We start from the raw sequence: 18851 nt of genomic DNA on the forward strand, positions 1-18851 counted from the left end.
TGTCATGAACGCAGACGACATCTCCCGCCGCACCCTGGCCCACTATGACCAGACCGCCGACGCCTTCTTCGCCGGCACCATCGACCACGACGTCAGCCAGAACATCGATGCCTTGCTGGGCGCGATCGAGGCCCCGGCGCCCTGGACGATCCTCGACCTCGGCTGCGGCCCGGGCCGCGACCTCAAGACCTTCACCAGCCTGGGCCACAAGGCCATCGGCCTGGACGGCAGCGCCCGTTTCGCCGAGATGGCGCGCAGCTACAGCGGCTGCGAAGTCTGGCACCAGGATTTCCTGCACCTCGACCTGCCGCCGGCCATGTTCGATGGCATCTTTGCCAATGCCTCGCTGTTCCACGTCCCCAGCGCCGAACTGCCCGGCGTGCTGGCGCAGCTCTACGGCGCCTTGAAACCGGGTGGCGTCCTGTTCAGCTCCAACCCGCGCGGCGACAACCGCGAAGGCTGGAACGGCCCACGCTACGGCAGCTACCACGACTACGAGACCTGGGAGCACTACCTGACCGCGGCGGGTTTTGCGCCACTGCATCATTACTACCGCCCAGCCGGCTTGCCGCGCGAACAGCAGCCCTGGCTGGCCAGCGTCTGGCGCAAGCCAGTGTGTTAACTGGCGAACAGAGCGACCCGTTCATGAGGCCTATGGTGGGACCTCGCTTCACAACAGAAGAGGGACTGACATGAACGACGATCAAATCAAAGGCAAGGCCAAGGATATCGGCGGCAAGATCCAGGAGAAGGTCGGCGAAGCCGTCGGCAACCGCCAGGCCCAGCGCGAAGGCGTGTCCAACCAGGCCGAAGGCAAGGTGCAGGAAAAGGTGGGCGACGTGAAAGACATCGTCAAGGGCAACCGCTGAGCCTTGCCGGCACCATGAAAAAGCCGCGCACTGCGCGGCTTTTTCTTGTCCGTCCCACTGACGGGGTCAGGTCTGACATTTAGACACGGGCTGAGCAATACAACAGCCTAATGCTTGAGTTCGTGTCCGAATGTCAGACCTGACCCCCGTGGGGTTTTGCGCTAACTTCGCTTCTGGGCCGGCCGGTCGCCGAGCACGTCTTCGATGTAGAGCATCTTGACCAGCACCGCCAGGCCGGCCGCCAGCGGCGTGGCCAGCGCCACCCCGGCAAAGCCGAACAGGGTGCCGAAGACCAATTGCATGACGACGACCAGGGCTGGCGGCAGGTCCACCGCCCGGGCTTCGATAAGCGGCTGCAGCACATAGCCTTCGACCAGTTGGATGCCGGTGAACAGCAGCACCGTGTACAGCGCCAGCTCCGGGCTGATCGACAGCGCCAGCAGCACTGCGGGTATGCCGGCCATGATCGGGCCCAGGTAGGGGATGAAGTCGAGCAGGCCGGCAATGATGCCGAGGATCAGCGCCAGCGGCACGCCCAGCATGGACAGGCCGATCGAGGTGGCGATGCCGACGATCAGCATCGAGGCGGCCTTGCCCAGCAGCCAGCTCGCCAGCGTCTGCCCGAGTTCCTGCTGCACTTCCCGGGCGCGCGGCCGTTTGCTTTGCGGCACCAGCCGGATGGCCCCGTTGGTATACAGCTGCGGCGACGCGGCGAAATAGATGCCGACGAAGATGATGATGATCACGTTGCCGATGGCGCCCAGCACGCCGCCGAAGAACAGCCCGGCGTTCGGCACCATGTTGCCCATCTGCTTGACGATCTGTTCCGGCGGCGGCAGTTCGCTGGCGACACGCTTGAGCAGCGGATGCTGCTGCACTGCGGTTTGCAGCCGCTCGACGGCGGCCGGGATTTCCTTGGCCAGCTTGCTCGACTGCTCGGAAATCTGCGGCGCCATGGCCCAGCTGCCGAGGCCGATAATGGCCGCCAGCGCCAGCACCACGATGGTCAGGGCCCACTTGCGCTTCATGTGCAAGCGGCGCGCCATGATCTCGCTCAGCTTGTAGAGCAGGATGGCGCACAGGATGCAGGCGAAGACCAGCAGCAGGGCATCGGCGGCCAGCACGATGGCGGCCGCGAGCGCGATGAACAGGATGGCCAGGCCGTTGATGATCGTCACCCGCTTGGCAAGGCGGCGCTGGGTTTGCGGCGGGTCGGAAGCATGTTTTTGATGTTGTTCGGTCATGGCATCAGCCTTTCGAGCGGAAGGTCGTGTTGACAAAAGATTAGCATTGCCAGTGTCATGACGTCGCGCAACTGCTGACATTTGTGCAATGTGCGGACGCGAACAGAAGCGCTGCCGACGCTGCCGTATTCTGTACCCATGCATGGCCATCCGGACATGTTTTCTTAAAGGAGAAGACCATGATTAACGAAAACCAAGTCAAGGGCAAACTGAAAGAAATCGGTGGCAAGATCCAGGAAGAATTTGGTGATGCGATCGACAGCCCGACCCAGGAAGCCAAGGGCAAGGCGACCAAAGTTGAAGGCAAGGTCCAGAAGGCTGCTGGCGATACCCAGGAGCATGTGGAAGAGAAGCTGGACGACGCGGCACGCCGTCATTAATCTGTTTCACGCTTCGCAAACAGCCGCCCGCGTGCGGCTGTTGTTGTTTCGTAGCGCTGAAATGAAACAGCCGCCCTCGGGCGGCTGATTTGCTTGCGGAAGCGGCTTACTTCGCCGCCGTCCCACCCAGGTTCTTCTTGAAGAAGGCCTCGATCATCCCATACACGTGACGCTGGTTGACCTTGCCCGAAATGCCGTGCTTGGCGCCCGGATAGGTCATCAGATCGAACTGCACGTTACGCTTCACCAGCTCGTCGATCAGGCGCGTGGTGTTGGTGAACAGCACGTTATCGTCAGCCATGCCGTGGATCAGGAGCAGGGGCGACTTCATGCCGTCCAGGTGGGCGAACACACCGCTGCGCTCGTAGGCCTTCGGATCCGATTTCGGGGTGCCGCCCACATAACGCTCGGTGTAGTGGGTGTCGTACAGCGCCCAGTCGGTCACCGGGGCCACCGACACGCCCATCGCGATCTTGTCCGATGCCGCCGACAGCAGGCGCAGGGTCATGAAGCCGCCGTAGCTCCAGCCGAACACGCCGATGCGCTTCGGATCGACGAAGCTCTGCTGGGCCAGCCAATCGATGCCGGTCACCTGGTCTTCCACTTCGACCGAGCCGAGATTGCCATAGAGGGCGTCGGTGAACACGCGCTCGCGGCGGCCCGAGCCGCGGTTATCCAGGCGGAACACCACGAAGCCCTGCTGCGCCATGTACTGGTCAAAATAATTGCCCCAGGCGCGGGTCACGCGCTGCGAGTGCGGGCCGCCGTAGGTGAACAGGAACACCGGGTAGCGCTTGCTCGCATCGAAATTGGCCGGCTTGATGATCGAGTAATGCAGGGTCTGGCCATCCTTGGCCTTCATCGTGCCGTATTCGGTCGGCAGGTGGTCCGGCATGTACTTGGCGTACGGGTGGTTCGCGTTCAGCTCGTTCTTTTCCAGCCATTCCACCATCGTGCCGTCGGCGCGGCGGATCGATACCTGCGGCGGCGTGGTCGGGTTCGAGTAGGTATCGACAAAGATCTTGCCGTTGCCTGCGAAGGCCGCCTCGTGCCAGCCTTCGCCGGCCGTGATGCGCACCGGGTTGGCGGCATTGCTGCCGTCCAGCTTGAGCGCGTAGGTCTGCTTGTCGATCATCGCGTCCTTGCTCGACGAGATATAGACGCGGCCGCCGGCCTCGTCGACCGCCAGGACGCTGTCCACGCCCCATTCGCCTTTCGACAGCGGGACCTGCAGCTTGCCGTCCAGGCCGTACAGGTAGAGGTGTTTGCGGCCGCTGCGTTCCGACGCCCAGATGAAGGCTTTCTTGTTCTTCAGGAAGCGCAGGTCGTTGTGGATCTCGACCCAGGTTTTCGAGGTTTCGCTCAAGAGCGGACGCTGGGCCAGGGTGTCGACGTCGACGGCGACCAGGTCGAGGCGCTTCTGGTCGCGCGTCTGGCGCTGGTAGACCAGGGTCTTGGCGTCGGCGCTGAAGTCGGCGCGCACCAGGTAAATGTCCTTATCAAGACCCAGGTCCACCTTGCGCTGCTGGCCGGTGGCCGGGTTCACGATCATCAGCTCGATCAGCACGTTCGGGTCGCCCGCAGCAGGGTAGTGCTGGTCGATCACTTCGGTACGGTCGGCGAAGATCTCGAAGCGGCGCGCCACCGGCACCGGCGCTTCGTCGTAGCGGCGGTAGGCGATCGCGGAATCGTCCGGCGCCCAGTAGTAGCCGGTGTGCTGGTCCATCTCTTCCTGCGCGACGAATTCGGCTTCGCCGTTATGGATGTTGCCCTTGCCGTCGGTGGTGAGCTGGCGCTCGGCGCCGGTCTGCAGGTCGATCACGACCAGGTTCTGGTTGCGCACGAAGGAAACGTAGCGGCCCTTCGGCGAGATCTTCGGATCGGTGACGTTGCCCGAGGCGACCTTGCGCGGCGCGTCAGGCTTGGCGGCGTCGATCAGGAACAGGTCGCCGCCGATCGGCACCAAGAGCTGCTTGCCGTCCGGCGACCAGTAATAATTGATGATGCCCGACAGGCCCGCGGTACGGGCGCGCTCGCGGCGTGCCTTTTCCTCGAGCGAGAGCTCCTCGTTCGGCACCAGGCGCTTGGAATCGACCAGGCGCTGGGTGCTCTTGGTCTTCATGTTGTATTCCCAGAGGTCCTGCTGGTACTGGTTGTCGGCACGGCCGCGCAGGAAGGTCACGCGTTCGCCGTCCGGCGAGACGCGCAGGGTCTTCACGCTGGCGCCGGCCAGGGCCGGATCGCCGTAGATGCGGTCCAGCGTCAGGCGTTCAGCCGAAGCGGGAGCGGCCGCGAGAGCGGCCATAAGGAGCAGGAGAGGGCGCATGTAAATGTCTCTGGTATAAGTTAATTTGCGACAACTGCGGAACGATACCAGAGTCGGCCTTCAAAAGCTGTAATTACATAGCGGCCAAAGGCTGTTTTGCCCCTTCCCGGATGCGCTGGCGCGCCAGCTTCTCGAAGGACCATGTCAGCAGCACGGCAGCCACCGTCAGCGCGACCACCAAGCCGATCCAGAAACCGGTGGTCGACATCGGTGCGGCCGGCGTCCACGGGAACCACCCCGGCGCCAGCCCCAGGATGCAGCCGAGCGGCAGCGACACGCCCCAGAAGGCCAGCAACTGGATGATCATTGGCGGGCGCGTGACCTGGTAGCCGCGAATCGCCGAGGCGGTGGCGACCTGGGTCGCATCGGACAGCTGGAACAGGGCCGCAAACAGCAGCAGGTGGGCGCAGGCGGCCTGCACCGCCGGATCGGAGGTATACGCGGCCGCGATCTCCCAGCGGAAGATGGCGATGCCCAGCGCCGACAGGGCGCCGAAGCTCACCGACATGCCGACGCCGACCCAGCCGACGAAACGGGCGCGCTGCGGATTGCCTTCGCCCATGGCCTGGCCGACGCGGGTCATCATGCCGATCGCGAAGCTCAGCGGCACCATGAACACCAACGAGGAGAAATTGAGTGCGACCTGGTGCGAGGACACCGCCACCACGCCGAAGCGCGCCACCAGCAGGCTGATCAAACCAAAGGCGCTGACCTCGGCGAAATAGGTAATGCCGATCGGCAGGCCGAGGCGCAGCATCGGGCCGATGGCTTTCCAATCCGGCCCTTCCCAGCCGGTGAACGGGTAAGTCTGGCGGTAAGGCGGCGCGTGCTTGACCCACACGATCATGGCGCCCAGCATCAGCCACATGCCGAGCGCGGTCGCCACCGCGCAGCCCACCGCGCCGAGCTGGGGGAAGCCCCAGTTGCCGTAGATGAGCAGCCAGTTCACGAATACGTTGAAGACGCAGCCCAGGATAGCGATCCACATGATCGGCTTGGTCTGGTTGATGCTCGTGCTGTAGCCGTACAGCGCGCGGAAGCAGCCGAAGGCCGGCATGCCGAGGCTGGCCACGTGCAGGTACATGGCGGCACGGCCGGCGACCTGCTCGTCGAGACCGACATGGCCGAAGAGCAAGGTGCACAGGTTGGCGAACAGGCAGCCGACCAGCCCGACCAGCAGGCCCTTCCACATCGCCTGGCGGACCGAATGCGGCACCTGGTCGTAGCGGGCCGCACCGATCTCGTGGGCGACCACGGTATTGATCGCCATCATGGTGCCCATCACGGTGACCAGCACGATCGACCACACCGAGGTGCCGAGCGACACGGCGGCCAGTTCCTCGGCGCTGACGTGACCGGTCATCGCCACGTCGGCGACACCCATGCCCACGGTGGCCAGCTGGCCGACCAGCATCGGCCAGGACAGGCGCCACAAGGTGGAAATCTCGGTGCGTACGGGCGAAGCGGTGCTGGATGGGGAGGTGGTGCTGGTCATGTCGGTCTGGCGATACTGGAAAGCCCTCCATTTTACTGATTAAGCCGCCTACTGAACCACACGCTCCCCGCCCTCGTCATCCAATGCGTGCCGAATAGCTACTGCTCATCCGTTCTTGAGCCGTCGCAAGGTCTCGTGCGCAAAACTGCACGACCTTTAACGCTTGAGAGGAGAGGGCCATGGAAGAACTGTTGCCGTACTACGAGCGTGAACTGGTCTACCTGAACACGGTCGGCCGCGAGCTGGCGCACCGGTATCCGCGGCTGGCGAGCGAACTGGGCCTTGGCGCCGAAGGCCTCGAAGACCCGCACATTCGCCGCCTGATCCAGGCCTGTGCCCTGCTCAATGCGCGCACCGCCCGCAAGCTCGACGACGACTATCCCGAGTTCACCGAAGCCCTGCTGGGCAGCCTCTATCCCTATTTCCTGCAGGGGATTCCCTCCTGCTCGATCGCGCGCATCGGCAGCGGCGCCGGGCCGCAGGTTCCGGGCAAGGTCGAGCAGGTGCAATCGGTGCCGCGCGGGACCGAGATGAGTGCGCTGCACGCCAAGGGCACGGTCTGCCGCTTCCGCACCGCCAGTTCCCTGATGCTGGCGCCGGTCGGCGTGGCGCGGGCGCGCTACGAGCCCGTGGTGCATGCGCCGGCCCATGTGCGGCTGCCGGCGCGCGCCACCGGGCAGGTGGCGGTGACGATCGAGAGCGCCGCGCCGGCGCGCCTGCTGCGCCAGCTCGGCCTGCCGCGCCTGCGCCTCTACGTCGATGCCGATCCGCTGCTGGCAGCAAGCCTGATCGACACCCTGTTCATGCACGTCGGCGCCAGCTACCTGGAAATCGGCGACGGCGGACCGTGGCGCCAGCTCGAGCGCATGCCGCTGGCGCTGGGCGGCTTCGGCCACGACGATGCGTTGGTGCCGCTGCGCCCCAGCGAGCACGCCGCCTACCGGCTGCTGAGCGAGTACTTCGCCTTCCCCGACAAGTTCCACTTCATCGACATCGACCTGGGCAAGCTGGCGCCGATGCTGCCGGCGGCCGCGCACCGTTTCACCCTGCACCTGATCGTGGGCGGCCTGCACGGCGACAGCGGCGCCGCGCGCCTGCTCGGGACGCTGGAGGCGGCCCACCTGGTGCCAGGTTGCACGCCGGTGGTCAACCTGTTCCACCAGGCCGCGATGCCGGTGCGGATCACGCACCGCACGGCCATGTACGACGTGGTGCCGGGGCGCCATGAAGAAGACGTGGAGGTCTACAGCATCGACACCGTCAACGTGCTGCGCACGGCGGAGGGCAGGGTGCAGTCGATTGCCTACCGTCCCTACTACGGGCTGCGGCACGGCGAAGGCGGCGAGCTGCGCGAACGCTACTGGTTCGCCCGCCGCGACGACCGCGGCATGCACCGGCAGCGCATGAAGATCGGCTTCACCGATGCCGGCTTCACCCTGGCGGCCGACGAGCAGTGCGTGGCCTCGATCGACCTGACCTGCACCAACGGCGCGCACGCCGCCAGCACAGGCTTCGGGGCCCCGGACGGCGACCTGACCAGCGAAACCGCCACCGGCGGCGTGCCGATCCACCTGCTGCGCCGCCCGACGCTGCCGCACCGCTTTCCCTCCTCGGGCGGCGCGCATTGGCGCCTGGTGGCCCAGCTCGCGCTCAACCACCGCTCGCTCGGCGACCTCGATGCCTTCCGCGAGGTGCTGACCCTGTACGACGTGTCGCGCTCGGCGGCGACCCAGCGCCAGATCGCCGGCATCACGGCCATGGAGACCTTGCCGTCCACGGCCTGGATGCGCAACAAGAGCGGCGCCACGCTGGTCCACGGGCTGGAGGTGCGCATGACGGTGGACGAAGAGGCCTTCGCCGGCAGCAGCCTGTATGTGTTCGCGGAAGTGGTGAACCGCTTCTTCGGCCTGTACGTGCACATCAACAGTTTCACGCGGCTGGTGCTGCGCTCGGCGCAGACCGACAGGGAGCTCCTGCGATGTGAACCACGCAACGGCAACCTGACGCTGGTGTGATCGCGCTGTGATCACTGAGCTGCTGGCCGAACCCTGGCGCTACGAATTCTTCCAGGCCATTCGCCTGCTGTCGCGCTGGCTGCGCCGCTACGGCGTCGCGCCGGAGACCGCGATCCGCTTCGAGAACAGCCTGTCGCTGGCCTTCCCGGCGAGCGACATCGATGCGCTGCAGCTCGAGCAGGGGCAGGGCCAGGGCGGCGCGAACGCGATGCGCCTGCGGGTGCGCACGGCGGTGATGGGCCTGCTCGGCCTGAACGGCGCGCTGCCGCTGCACTACACCGAGCGCATCGCCGCCTGGGAGCATGCCACGCGCGACGAAGGGCCGCGCGCCTTCTACGATGCCTTCTCCAGCCGCCAGGTGGCGCTGTTCTACCGCGCCTGGAGAAAATACCGGGTGCGCGGCGGCGCGGACGAGCACAACCGCGACCGCTTCCTGGCCCAGCTCGTGGCGCTGGCCGGCGCGGGCTGGCAGGCGCCGGGGCAGGGCCAGCCCGGGGGCGGCCTGGCATTCGAGAACCTGGCCTACTTCGCCGCCCAGCTGCGTAGCCGGGCGGTGCCGGCGCACCTGATCGCGGGCGTACTGTCCGAATACCTGCAGGTACCGGTCAAGGTCGAGCAGTTCGCCGGCAAGTGGGATCCGCTCGGCACGGGCGACCGCAGCCGGCTGGGCGAGAACAACTGCGACGTCGGCCTCGGCGCAACCCTCGGCGAGCGCCTGCTGCGCCCGGAACTCGGCATCCGCATCAAGGTGGGGCCGGTGTCGTCGCGGATGTTCGAACGTTTCCTGCCGGGCGCGAGCGGGGCACGGGCGCTGGCCGCACTGCTCGACCGTTTCGCGATCGAGGTGCCCTACCGCGAGCTGCAGGTCATCCGGCGCGGCGAGGAGGTCGACGGCGCCGGCCTGGACGGCACGGTCCGGCTCGGGCTGGACGGCTTCCTGTGCACGCGGCCGGATCGGCGCGACCGCGACGACGTCTGTTATCTGCTGCCTTAGGTCCATCATTCGCGCGACGCCTGCGATGTCGGCGTCCTACAATCGACCCGACTAGCGAACCAACCAGACAGGAGGGCATATGGAAAATATTGTGAATGCGGGCGATCACCTGGACCTGGTGAGCGAGAAGGACCTGGTCGGCCGGCGCGTTGCGGTCCTGATGACCGATGGCGTCGAACAGGTCGAGTACACGGGGCCGCGCAGTTTCCTGGAGCAGAAGGGCGTGCGCGTGACCCTCGTTTCGCCCAAGGGCGCGGGCGAGGAAGTGCAGGGCATGAACCACGACCAGCCGGGCGACAAGTTCAAGGTGGAACTGAGCCTGGCGCAGGCCAAGGAAGCGGACTTCGATGCGCTGCTGCTGCCGGGCGGGGAGGAGAATCCGAAGAAGCTGCGCCAGATGCCGGAGGCGATTGCCTTCATCAAGGCGTTCGACGACGCCGACAAGCCGATCGCGGCGATCTGCCATGGCCCGTGGCCGCTGATCGAGGCAGGGATTGCGGAATCGAAGCACCTGACCAGCTATCCGGCGATCCAGGACGACCTGAAGGCTGCGGGAGCGGAGTGGACGGATGACGAGGTGGTGGTGGACGGCAAGCTGATCACGAGTCGCAAGCCGGATGATATTCCGGCGTTTAACGAGGCGCTGATGAAGGAGTTGATGGTGATTCAGCAGGCGGGAATGGATCCGGGGCCGACGTCGTAAGCAAAGCAAGTAAGCGATCGAAAAAGGGGACATGCCTGTCCCCTTTGCATTCGCTTTAACCTCTAGTGCAGCGCTTAGTCATCATCTTGAGGTATATCCAGCCACATCACATAGTTACCCTCGGCTGCATCATTCGTGATCCGACCGCCACGAATCTTGGCCGAGCACTCAAAGTGCGTGAATTCAGCCAAGTCGCCTGCAACCAACGCGCGTCGGAAGTCGATCGCAAGCCGCGGCGTTAAATTGCCGACCACATCTTCGTGCAAGAGTACGCGCACGGCATTTGAACCCTTTTCGACACGCAGTTGCACTTGAATATCGAGAACTGCGCCTTTCACAGTCCGAGGACCACACACGGACTCGAATACCTCTTGATAGCGCCTTGTCCCTATAACCTCAATCCTGAACTGACGAGGCCCAGTAATAGTCGGGATGATCGTGGGTGCGCCTATTTCGATCGTCTTGGCTGTGCGTTTCGGTACTTCAGGCTTGTTACCGGTATGAAAAGACCGGAAGTAGACTTCCAGGGCCAATAGCGTATCGTCCAATGCCCGATGCGCCGTTCCGACCTTGAGATCGAGATGTTTTGCCATGTGCGCAAGCTTATGAGTCGGGAGCTCCGGCCACCCGATCCGTGCCCGCTCAAGTGCACAATGAGCCGCGTTTCGAACCGGTCTCCGTCCGTGACGCTCTACCGCAGCATGCAGGAAGCGCGCGTCAAAATTGATGTTGAATGAAACAACCGGATGATCGCCAATAAAGTCGATGAACTCGTCCAGTACGTCACCCATAGGCCGGCCATGGGTCTGCAGCATATCGTCACTGATCCCTGTTAGCTTCGTAATAAATTTCGGCACAGGGCGGTCAAGGGCGATCAGGTGCTGGATGTGCGGGTGCGAGTCCGAGCCAGGTATGTACTTGACTGCGGCGACTTCGATGATCGAGTCCTTCTTCGGACAAAGGCCTGTAGTTTCGAAGTCGAAGAAGACGATCGGGTCACCCGATTGTGGATAGTGTAGGTCGCGCATCTGGGCTCTCAGCGGTGATTCGGCATCTAATGCGTGTCGTTGCACTTAAGAATAATACGCTGCCATGATCAAAGAATTCTCTCTAACGATCACGGTTTTGCAACAACAGGCTTCGCCAATTTTTTGCGTATCCTTACTAGCGCGAATGCAGCGGAGCAACGGTAGGGCGAAGGATGTTAAAACGGTACTTGGCGCCTCAGCCAGAAACAGACCGCAGTAATAAAAAAGCCGCTGACGGATCAGCGGCTTTTTGGAAGAGGTTGGTGGAGGCGGCGGGAATCGAACCCGCGTCCGCAAGCACTCTACAGACAGTTCTACATACTTAGCACTATCAATTAATTTAACCTGGACAACGGGGATGTGCACCCTTTGGACAGGCGAGTCACCTATTATTTAACAGTCGACCAAGTGACCCGGCCTACTGCGAGCCCCTGTAAATGAGTCCACGAGTCTTGCGACACACCCCAGGGGCGAGGTGTTGTGGACCTAGCAGCAATTAAGCTGCGAGTGCGTACGAGTTATCGTTTGCAGTTATTGATTTCTGGATGTATTTACGAGGTAACCAGTCCTCGGTATGCCCTGCGCTGCTTTGCAACCCACGTCGAAACCAAGTCGCCCCCAACGAAAGAACCTTCATTGTACTCCAATTCGTCACTACGTGCAGTCTGGTAGCTTAGACCTCGCTTAACGTCAAGTAGGCCAAAAAATATCTGCATACCATGACGAAAGTGCAATAACATCGCTTGTTAAGCGTCTGCTGCTTCACGTTTCGACAAGGAAATGGAAATGGTCTGTATCGTCTGTGGCAACACCCAAATGGCTGGCCTCCTGTCATGGCATGCGACCTGCCCGGTATGCCACTACGAGAGTGCTGCCCTGTCCGTCGCCATCAACAAGCCTACCGACGTCCAGATCAACGAAGCCGAGCGTGAAGCAGCGCTCAAAGCCATCCGGCTCGAGAACTTCCGTGCGATTGTCCAGTACGCCATGAGGCATGTCCGGCAGGGCAGATGCAGCCTGCTCGACGTGGGCAGTGCCCACGGCTGGTTCCTGGAGGCGGCGCGCGAGCATTTCGACGTGCTCGGCGTCGAGCCCTATGCGGCGGTCGGTGCGCGTGCTGCCGCCCGCGGCCTGCCGGTGCGTGCCGGGTTCTTTCCGGACGTGTTGAAGGATAACGAGCGCTTCGACGCCATCGTGTTCAACGACGTCATCGAACACATTCCGGATATCCGCAGCGCCCTGGACGCCTGCCGGCAGCACCTGAACAACGAAGGCATCCTGATCCTCAACCTGCCCAGCAGCCGCGGCTTCTTCTACCGCTTCTCGAAACTTGCCGTCCGCCTGGGGTGGCGCATGCCCTTCGAGCGGCTGTGGCAGAAAGACATGCCGTCGCCCCACGTGCATTACTTCAGTCCTGCCAACCTCGGCAGGCTGGTGGCGGGACAGGGCTTCGAGCTGGTCGATTGCGCCGAACTGCCGGCCCTGCGCGCCAGGGGTCTACGCGAGCGCCTGAGTTATGCCGGCAAGGTGTCCCCTCTGTCGCTCTGGTTGCAGTACATCGCGGTCATGTGCGCGATTCCCGTGCTGCGCGTGTTCCCGAGCGACATCATCGTCTGCATCTTCCGAAAAAAAGCCGCAGGCTGAATGCCTGCGACTTTTTCTCAACGGAAAGGGCTGCTTAGCGGTTGCGGTTGGCGATCTCGTTACCGAGCATGCCGCCGCCGATGATGCCGGCCACGGTAGCCAGCTTCTTGCCGTTGCCGCCGCCGATCTGGTTGCCGATCAGGCCGCCGATCACGGCGCCGGTGCCGATGCCGACGTAGTTCGGCTGGGCTGGGGCGGGCGCCTGCTGCGGATAGTAGCGCGGCTCGCTCGGCTTGGCGTGGACCACACGGGTCTTCTCGACAACCTTCACTACCGGCTTTTCACGAATCACTTCCTTGACCACCACACGCTCCGGCGCCGGGGCAGGCTGGGCGACCGGCTGTGCGTAAGCGATCGGTTGGGCTGCGGCGACCGGCATGGCCATCTGCGGCGCGGGGCCGGCTGCCAGCTGGGTTGCGAGCTGCGGGGTCACCGGGGTGGCCGACAGCGGCGCGGCGGCGACCTGACCCTGGACCGCGGCGGCCGGCACCATCACGACCTGGCCTTGGGCGGTGGTCACCGGGACCATGCCCGGCTGCTGCAGCGGCGCCTGGACGCCGTAGGGCGAAGCGGCTGCCAGCTGGTTTGCGGGCACGTCGGGTGCGCTGTTCGAATTCGGCAGCAGGCCGGTGATCGCGGCGGCGCCGGTCAGGCTGACAATCACGACCGACACGGCGGCAGCGGCCATCAGGGGATGAATGCGGTTGAGGCGGGTGGTGGTTTCCATGTTCTGCTCCGTTAAACGTTGTGTTGTCGTATGGGAGTAGATTACCGGTGAGCCCGGCACAGAACTAGACAGAAGCCTGTATCAATCGTAAAGACTTGTAAGCGAGCCGGAGGGCTCGCTCTGGGAGATCAGGCCGCCGACGTGGCCGCGCGTGCGGTTTCCACCACGGTGCGCAGGGTCTGCAGCAGGTCGGTCGGGGTGTCGAGCAGGTAGTCGGCGCCCCAGGTAGAAGGTTCGATGGCGCCGCAATAGCCCCAGTTACAGGCCACAGTCACCATGCCGGCGGCGTGGCCGGCTTCGACGTCGCGCTTGTCGTCGCCGACATACCAGCAGTGCTCCGGATCCACGCCGAGGCGGCGGGCGCCTTCGAGCAGCGGGGCAGGGTGGGGCTTCGGGAAGCCGGTGGTGTCGCCCGACACCACGCAGCCGGCGTGCGACAGGCCGATCTGGGGAAGCAGGGGATCGGTGAAGCGCGCCGGCTTGTTGGTGACGATGCCCCAGGCCATGCCGGCCTGCTCGATCCCGACCAGCAGTTCGGTCACGCCGCCGAACAGCGAGCTGTGCACGGCCATGGTTTCCTGGTAGCGGTCGAACCACTGCATGCGCAGTTCCTCGTAACCCTCGTCGCCCGGCGCCAGGCCGAAGGCGGCGCCGATCATGCCGCGCGCGCCGGCGGACGCGGTGGGACGCAGCACCGAGTACGGGGTCGGCGACAGGCCGCGTTCGGTGCGCAGCCAGTTGACGGCGGCCGCGAGGTCGGGCGCGGTGTCGGCGAGCGTGCCATCGAGGTCGAACAGAATGGCACGCGGTGCCGGCAGGACGGTCGGGAGAGTCATGTAAAAATCAGGACGAGGTTCAGAGCGGCTTGCTGCACGCCACCATGTAGTTCACATCGGTGTCGTTGTTGAGCGAGTAGATCTTGGTGAGCGGATTGTAGGTCAGGCCTTTCAGGCCGTCGACCTGCAGGCCCGCCAGCCGTGCGAACTGCGACAGTTCGGCCGGCGTGATGAACTTGGCGTAGTCGTGGGTGCCGCGCGGCAGCATGCGCAGGATGTATTCCGCGCCAATGACCGCGAACAAGTAGGACTTCGGGTTGCGGTTGAGCGTCGAGAAGAACACGTGGCCGCCCGGTTTTACCAGCGTGCTAGCTGCCTGCACGATCGAGGCCGGGTCCGGCACGTGCTCGAGCATTTCCATGCAGGTGACCACGTCGAACTGGCCAGCTTCCTCGGCCGCCATTTCTTCTGCGGAGATGTGCTTGTAGCGCACTTCCACGCCCGATTCCAGGCTGTGCAGGTCGGCGACCTTCAGGGCCTTCTTCGACAGGTCAATGCCGGTCACCTTGGCGCCCTTGCGCGCCATGGCTTCGGACAGCACGCCGCCGCCGCAGCCGATGTCGATCACCTTCTTGCCCAGCAACGGAGCTCGGGCATTGATCCACTCGAGGCGCAGCGGATTGATTTCGTGCAGCGGACGGAATTCGGACGTCGGGTCCCACCAGCGGTGGGCCAGTTCGCTGAATTTCTGGATTTCTAAGGGGTCTGCGTTCGTGTTCATACTCGGGATAATACTGGAAATGGTGAAGCTCACGGGGTGCCGCACGGAAAATATGTACGGGCGGTTTTCACGCCGCTGCCACGTGTTTGCCAAAAACGAAAAAAAACCCCGCCTGGGCGGGGTCTTCCTGAAGCAATCGCCAGGGATTACTTGTTGACGGTACGGGTACCGACGACTTCGATTTCCACGCGGCGGTTCTTGGCGCGTCCAGCCGAGGTCTTGTTGTCGGCTTCAGGCTGGCTCTCGCCCTTGCCTTCGGTGTAGATGCGGTTCTCTTCCACGCCCTTGCCCTTCAGGTAGGCCTTGACGGCTTCGGCGCGGCGGATCGACAGCTTCTGGTTGTAGGCATCGGTGCCGATCGAGTCGGTGTGGCCGACGGCGATAATGACTTCCAGGTTCATGTCGCCCAGCTTCGAGACCAGTTCGTCGAGCGATGCCTTGCCGGCAGGCTTCAGGACGGCCTTGTCGAAGTCGAAGAAGGCGTCAGCCGAGTAGGACACTTTTTCCGAGGTCGGGACCGGAACCGGCGCCGGGGTCGGTGCCGGGGCAGGTGCCTCGACCACTGGCGGCGGTGGCGGCGGCGGCGGAGCGACGCACTTGCCGTTTTCCAGCTTCTCTGGCGGCACGCACAGCGGCGCGTCGCAGCCCGGGACCGCGTCTGCCGGGGTCCAGTAACCGGTGCGCCAGCACAGGCCGAAAGGATTGCGGGCGATCACGCCGCGGCTGTCCTGCACATAGGCGCTGTACGGGGTGCGCGCCTGGATGTCCGTGGTCAGCGGCGCATACGGCGCATCGCTTTGGGCGTAAACATTGCCCGCGATCGCAGCCGAAGCAGCGAGCATGAGGGTTGCCAGTTTATTCATGTTCTTTTTCCTTTCGGGGATAAATGCCTTGCGAAACTCAGCGGGGCGTTATGGTCAAGATACTAACACGTCCGGGGAAGGGGCCAGTTTCGCATTATGAAACAATCAATTAATTTCCTGTCCATTTTGCCACATGCACCAAAAACGCACGACTGCACCTAAATCAAACTCGATGCATATTTTTACCAACGTTGTTTAGGCGCAACATTTGGTCAAGCGTGCCGGGCCGGCCTCGACAATCGTTGAACTGTCATGACGGGAAAACGGAATTGTGCTGACGCCAAGTCCCCCATGGTAGAATCATCCGTTGCAGTCAATAACCATTAGCCTGAAAGCAGTCGACCCGCCCAATGGATCAATTCGCAAAAGAAACAGTTCCCATTTCCCTAGAAGAAGAAATGCGCAAGAGCTACCTCGATTACGCGATGAGCGTGATCGTGGGCCGTGCTCTGCCGGACGTGCGTGACGGCCTCAAGCCGGTGCACCGCCGCGTGCTGTACTCCATGCACGAGAGTAATTACGCGCACAACCGTCCGTACGTGAAATGCGCGCGCGTGGTCGGCGACACCATGGGTAAGTACCACCCGCACGGCGACGCGTCGATCTATGACACGCTGGTGCGCATGGCGCAGGACTTCTCGCTGCGCTACACCCTGGTCGACGGCCAGGGCAACTTCGGCTCGATCGACGGCGACTCCGCCGCGGCAATGCGTTACACCGAGTGCCGCCTCGACAAGATCGCCAGCGAACTGCTGGCCGACATCGACAAGGACACCGTCGACTACCAGCCGAACTACGACGGCAAGGAAAAAGAGCCGACCGTCCTGCCGACCAAGATCCCGAACCTGCTGATCAACGGTTCCTCGGGCATCGCGGTGGGTATGGCCACCAACATCCCGCCGCACAACCTGTCCGAAGTCATCAACGGCGCCCAGCACCTGCTGAAGAACCCGGACTGCAGCATCGACGAGCTGATCGAGCTGATCCCGGCGCCGGACTTCCCGACCGCCGGCATCATCTACGGCGTCTCGGGCGTGCGCGACGGTTATCGCACCGGCCGCGGCCGCGTGGTGATGCGCGCCAAGACCCACTTCGAGGAATACGGCAAGGATGGCGGCCGCGTCGCGATCATCATCGACGAGCTGCCCTACCAGGTAAATAAGAAGTCGCTGCTCGAGCGCATCGCCGAGAACGTGCGCGACAAGAAGCTGGAAGGCATCAGCGACATCCGTGACGAGTCCGACAAGTCGGGCATGCGCGTGGTCATCGAGCTGAAGCGCGGCGAAGTGCCGGAAGTGGTGCTGAACAACCTGTACAAGCAGACCCAGCTGCAGGACACCTTCGGCATGAACATGGTGGCGCTGGTCAACGGCCAGCCGAAGCTGCTGAACCTCAAGCAGATGCTCGAGTGCTTCCTGTCGCACCGCCGCGAAGTGGTCACCCGCCGCACCGTGTTCGAACTGCGCAAGGCGCGCGAGCGCGGCCACATGCTGGAAGGCCTGGCGGTCGCACTGGCGAACATCGACGACTTCATCGCGATCATCAAGGCCGCGCCGACGCCGCCGATCGCGAAGGTCGAGCTGATGGGCAAGGCCTGGGATTCGTCCCTGGTGCGCGAAATGCTCAGCCGCACCGAGCTGGGCGCCTCCGGCGGCATCGAGGCCTTCCGTCCGGAGCACCTGCCGAAGCACTACGGCATGCAGCAGGACGGCCTGTACAAGCTGTCCGACGAGCAGGCCCAGGAAATCCTGCAGATGCGCCTGCAGCGCCTGACCGGCCTGGAGCAGGACAAGATCATCAACGAGTACAAGGAGGTGATGGAGCACATCGCCGACCTGCTCGACATCCTGGCCAAGCCGGAACGCGTCACCACCATCATCAGCGACGAGATGGTGCAGATCAAGAGTGACTATGCCGACAACGGCAAGGACACCCGCCGCTCGGTCATCGAACACAATGCCAGCGACCTGGAAACCGAAGACCTGATCACTCCGCAGGACATGGTGGTCACGCTCTCGCACACCGGCTACATGAAGTCGCAGCCGATCGGCGAATACCGCGCCCAGAAGCGTGGCGGCCGCGGCAAGCAGGCGATGGCGACCAAGGACGAGGACTGGATCGACCAGCTGTTCATCGCCAACACCCACGACTACATGCTGTGCTTCTCGAACCGCGGCCGGATGTACTGGCTGAAGGTGTGGGAAGTGCCGCAGGGCTCGCGCAACTCGCGCGGCAAGCCGATCGTCAACATGTTCCCGCTGCAGGACGGCGAGAAGATCACCGTGATCCTGCCACTGTCGGGCGAGAACCGGACCTTCCCGGAAGACCACTACGTGTTCATGGCGACCTCGCTGGGCACCGTCAAGAAGACTCCGCTGAAGGACTTCAGCAACCCGCGCAAGGCCGGCATCATCGCGGTCGACCTCGACGACGGCGACGTGCTGGTGGGCGCGGCGCTTACCGACGGCCAGCACGACGTGATGCTGTTCTCGGACGGCGGCAAGGCGGTGCGCTTCGACGAGAACGACGTGCGTCCGATGGGCCGTACCGCGCGCGGCGTGCGCGGCATGAACCTGGAAGAGGGCCAGAACGTGATCGCCCTGCTGGTGGCCGAGAACGAGCAGCAGTCGGTGCTCACGGCCACCGAGAACGGCTACGGCAAGCGTACCCCGATTACCGAGTACACGCGCCATGGCCGCGGCACCAAGGGCATGATCGCGATCCAGCAGTCCGAGCGTAACGGCAAGGTGGTGGCGGCGACCCTGGTCGACGCCAACGACGAGATCATGCTGATCACGACCGGCGGCGTCCTGATCCGCACCCGCGTGGCCGAGATCCGCGAGATGGGCCGTGCCACCCAGGGCGTGACCCTGATCGCGGTCGAAGACGGCACCAAGCTGTCCGGCCTGCAGCGCGTCGTCGAAACCGACCTCGAAGAGGTCGAGCTCGAACAGGCGCCGCAATAAGCCGAAGGGCCGCGTCGACGCGGCCCTTTTTTTCGCGCCG

General features: G+C 63.7%; 16 protein-coding genes and 1 other RNA gene. 8 read left to right on the forward strand and 9 right to left on the reverse strand.

Annotated features, from left to right (window positions below; translation table 11 throughout):
- Positions 1 to 4: 4 nt before the first annotated feature.
- Positions 5 to 622, forward strand: a complete 618-nt coding sequence (locus tag FG94_RS21655; protein ID WP_036216067.1) for a bifunctional 2-polyprenyl-6-hydroxyphenol methylase/3-demethylubiquinol 3-O-methyltransferase UbiG — start codon at positions 5 to 7, stop codon at positions 620 to 622.
- A gap of 70 nt (positions 623 to 692) precedes the next feature.
- Positions 693 to 869, forward strand: coding sequence for a CsbD family protein (locus tag FG94_RS21660; RefSeq protein ID WP_027864847.1), 177 nt, complete (start codon positions 693 to 695; stop codon positions 867 to 869).
- Positions 870 to 1030: 161 nt separating this feature from the next.
- Here the strand turns inward: FG94_RS21660 and FG94_RS21665 are convergent, their stop codons facing one another.
- The gene (locus tag FG94_RS21665; protein ID WP_036216070.1) at positions 1031 to 2113 is read right to left on the reverse strand and encodes an AI-2E family transporter; all 1083 of its coding nucleotides are present in this window, start codon (positions 2111 to 2113) and stop codon (positions 1031 to 1033) included.
- Between the two features lie 179 nt (positions 2114 to 2292).
- Here FG94_RS21665 and FG94_RS21670 point away from each other — a divergent pair, with 179 nt between their 5' ends.
- Positions 2293 to 2493, forward strand: a complete 201-nt coding sequence (locus FG94_RS21670; protein WP_307189251.1) for a CsbD family protein — start codon at positions 2293 to 2295, stop codon at positions 2491 to 2493.
- 106 nt (positions 2494 to 2599) lie between these two features.
- Here FG94_RS21670 and FG94_RS21675 read toward each other — a convergent pair whose 3' ends face one another.
- Together FG94_RS21675 and FG94_RS21680 are read right to left on the reverse strand one after the other, a co-directional pair.
- Entirely contained in the window at positions 2600 to 4819 is a 2220-nt protein-coding gene (locus FG94_RS21675; RefSeq protein ID WP_036216072.1) for a S9 family peptidase, read from the reverse strand.
- Positions 4820 to 4892: 73 nt separating this feature from the next.
- Complete coding sequence (locus FG94_RS21680) at positions 4893 to 6314, reverse strand: MATE family efflux transporter (protein WP_036216073.1); 1422 nt, start codon at positions 6312 to 6314, stop codon at positions 4893 to 4895.
- Between the two features lie 179 nt (positions 6315 to 6493).
- On the opposite strand from FG94_RS21680, the gene tssF reads away from it, so the two are divergent.
- From tssF to FG94_RS21695, 3 genes are all read left to right on the forward strand, one after another.
- The gene (gene tssF / locus FG94_RS21685) at positions 6494 to 8329 is read left to right on the forward strand and encodes a type VI secretion system baseplate subunit TssF (protein WP_036216074.1); all 1836 of its coding nucleotides are present in this window, start codon (positions 6494 to 6496) and stop codon (positions 8327 to 8329) included.
- Positions 8330 to 8336: 7 nt separating this feature from the next.
- Positions 8337 to 9323: a type VI secretion system baseplate subunit TssG gene (gene tssG / locus FG94_RS21690; protein ID WP_036216077.1), complete on the forward strand. Its 987-nt coding sequence runs from the start codon at positions 8337 to 8339 to the stop codon at positions 9321 to 9323.
- 79 nt (positions 9324 to 9402) lie between these two features.
- Entirely contained in the window at positions 9403 to 10026 is a 624-nt protein-coding gene (locus FG94_RS21695; RefSeq protein WP_051996988.1) for a type 1 glutamine amidotransferase domain-containing protein, read from the forward strand.
- 74 nt (positions 10027 to 10100) lie between these two features.
- On the opposite strand, the gene FG94_RS26225 is transcribed toward FG94_RS21695, so the two are convergent.
- Positions 10101 to 11054: a PolC-type DNA polymerase III gene (locus FG94_RS26225; protein ID WP_051996989.1), complete on the reverse strand. Its 954-nt coding sequence runs from the start codon at positions 11052 to 11054 to the stop codon at positions 10101 to 10103.
- Between the two features lie 261 nt (positions 11055 to 11315).
- Positions 11316 to 11674: a transfer-messenger RNA gene (gene ssrA, locus FG94_RS26830) on the reverse strand.
- A 196-nt stretch (positions 11675 to 11870) separates the two neighbouring features.
- Here ssrA and FG94_RS21705 point away from each other — a divergent pair.
- Positions 11871 to 12698: a class I SAM-dependent methyltransferase gene (locus FG94_RS21705; RefSeq protein ID WP_229446025.1), complete on the forward strand. Its 828-nt coding sequence runs from the start codon at positions 11871 to 11873 to the stop codon at positions 12696 to 12698.
- Between the two features lie 34 nt (positions 12699 to 12732).
- Here FG94_RS21705 and FG94_RS21710 read toward each other — a convergent pair whose 3' ends face one another.
- The 4 genes from FG94_RS21710 to ompA all read right to left on the reverse strand — a co-directional run bounded on the left by FG94_RS21710 (position 12733) and on the right by ompA (position 15845).
- Positions 12733 to 13425 carry a glycine zipper 2TM domain-containing protein gene (locus FG94_RS21710; RefSeq protein ID WP_036216081.1) on the reverse strand — a complete coding sequence of 231 codons (693 nt, stop codon included), beginning with the start codon at positions 13423 to 13425 and terminating at the stop codon, positions 12733 to 12735.
- Positions 13426 to 13553: 128 nt separating this feature from the next.
- A complete protein-coding gene (locus tag FG94_RS21715) occupies positions 13554 to 14261 on the reverse strand; it encodes an HAD family hydrolase (RefSeq protein ID WP_036216083.1) in 708 nt (235 codons plus the stop codon).
- Between the two features lie 19 nt (positions 14262 to 14280).
- Positions 14281 to 14982 carry a bifunctional 2-polyprenyl-6-hydroxyphenol methylase/3-demethylubiquinol 3-O-methyltransferase UbiG gene (ubiG, locus tag FG94_RS21720; RefSeq protein ID WP_027864837.1) on the reverse strand — a complete coding sequence of 234 codons (702 nt, stop codon included), beginning with the start codon at positions 14980 to 14982 and terminating at the stop codon, positions 14281 to 14283.
- A 146-nt stretch (positions 14983 to 15128) separates the two neighbouring features.
- Positions 15129 to 15845, reverse strand: coding sequence for an outer membrane protein OmpA (ompA, locus tag FG94_RS21725; RefSeq protein WP_036216086.1), 717 nt, complete (start codon positions 15843 to 15845; stop codon positions 15129 to 15131).
- Between the two features lie 350 nt (positions 15846 to 16195).
- Between ompA and gyrA the strand changes: the two genes are divergently transcribed.
- A complete protein-coding gene (gyrA, locus tag FG94_RS21730) occupies positions 16196 to 18811 on the forward strand; it encodes a DNA gyrase subunit A (RefSeq protein WP_036216088.1) in 2616 nt (871 codons plus the stop codon).
- The last annotated feature ends 40 nt before the right edge of the window (positions 18812 to 18851 follow it).

Source organism: Massilia sp. LC238, assembly GCF_000735635.1.
In the GTDB taxonomy this organism is placed as follows: domain Bacteria; phylum Pseudomonadota; class Gammaproteobacteria; order Burkholderiales; family Burkholderiaceae_D; genus Telluria; species Telluria varians.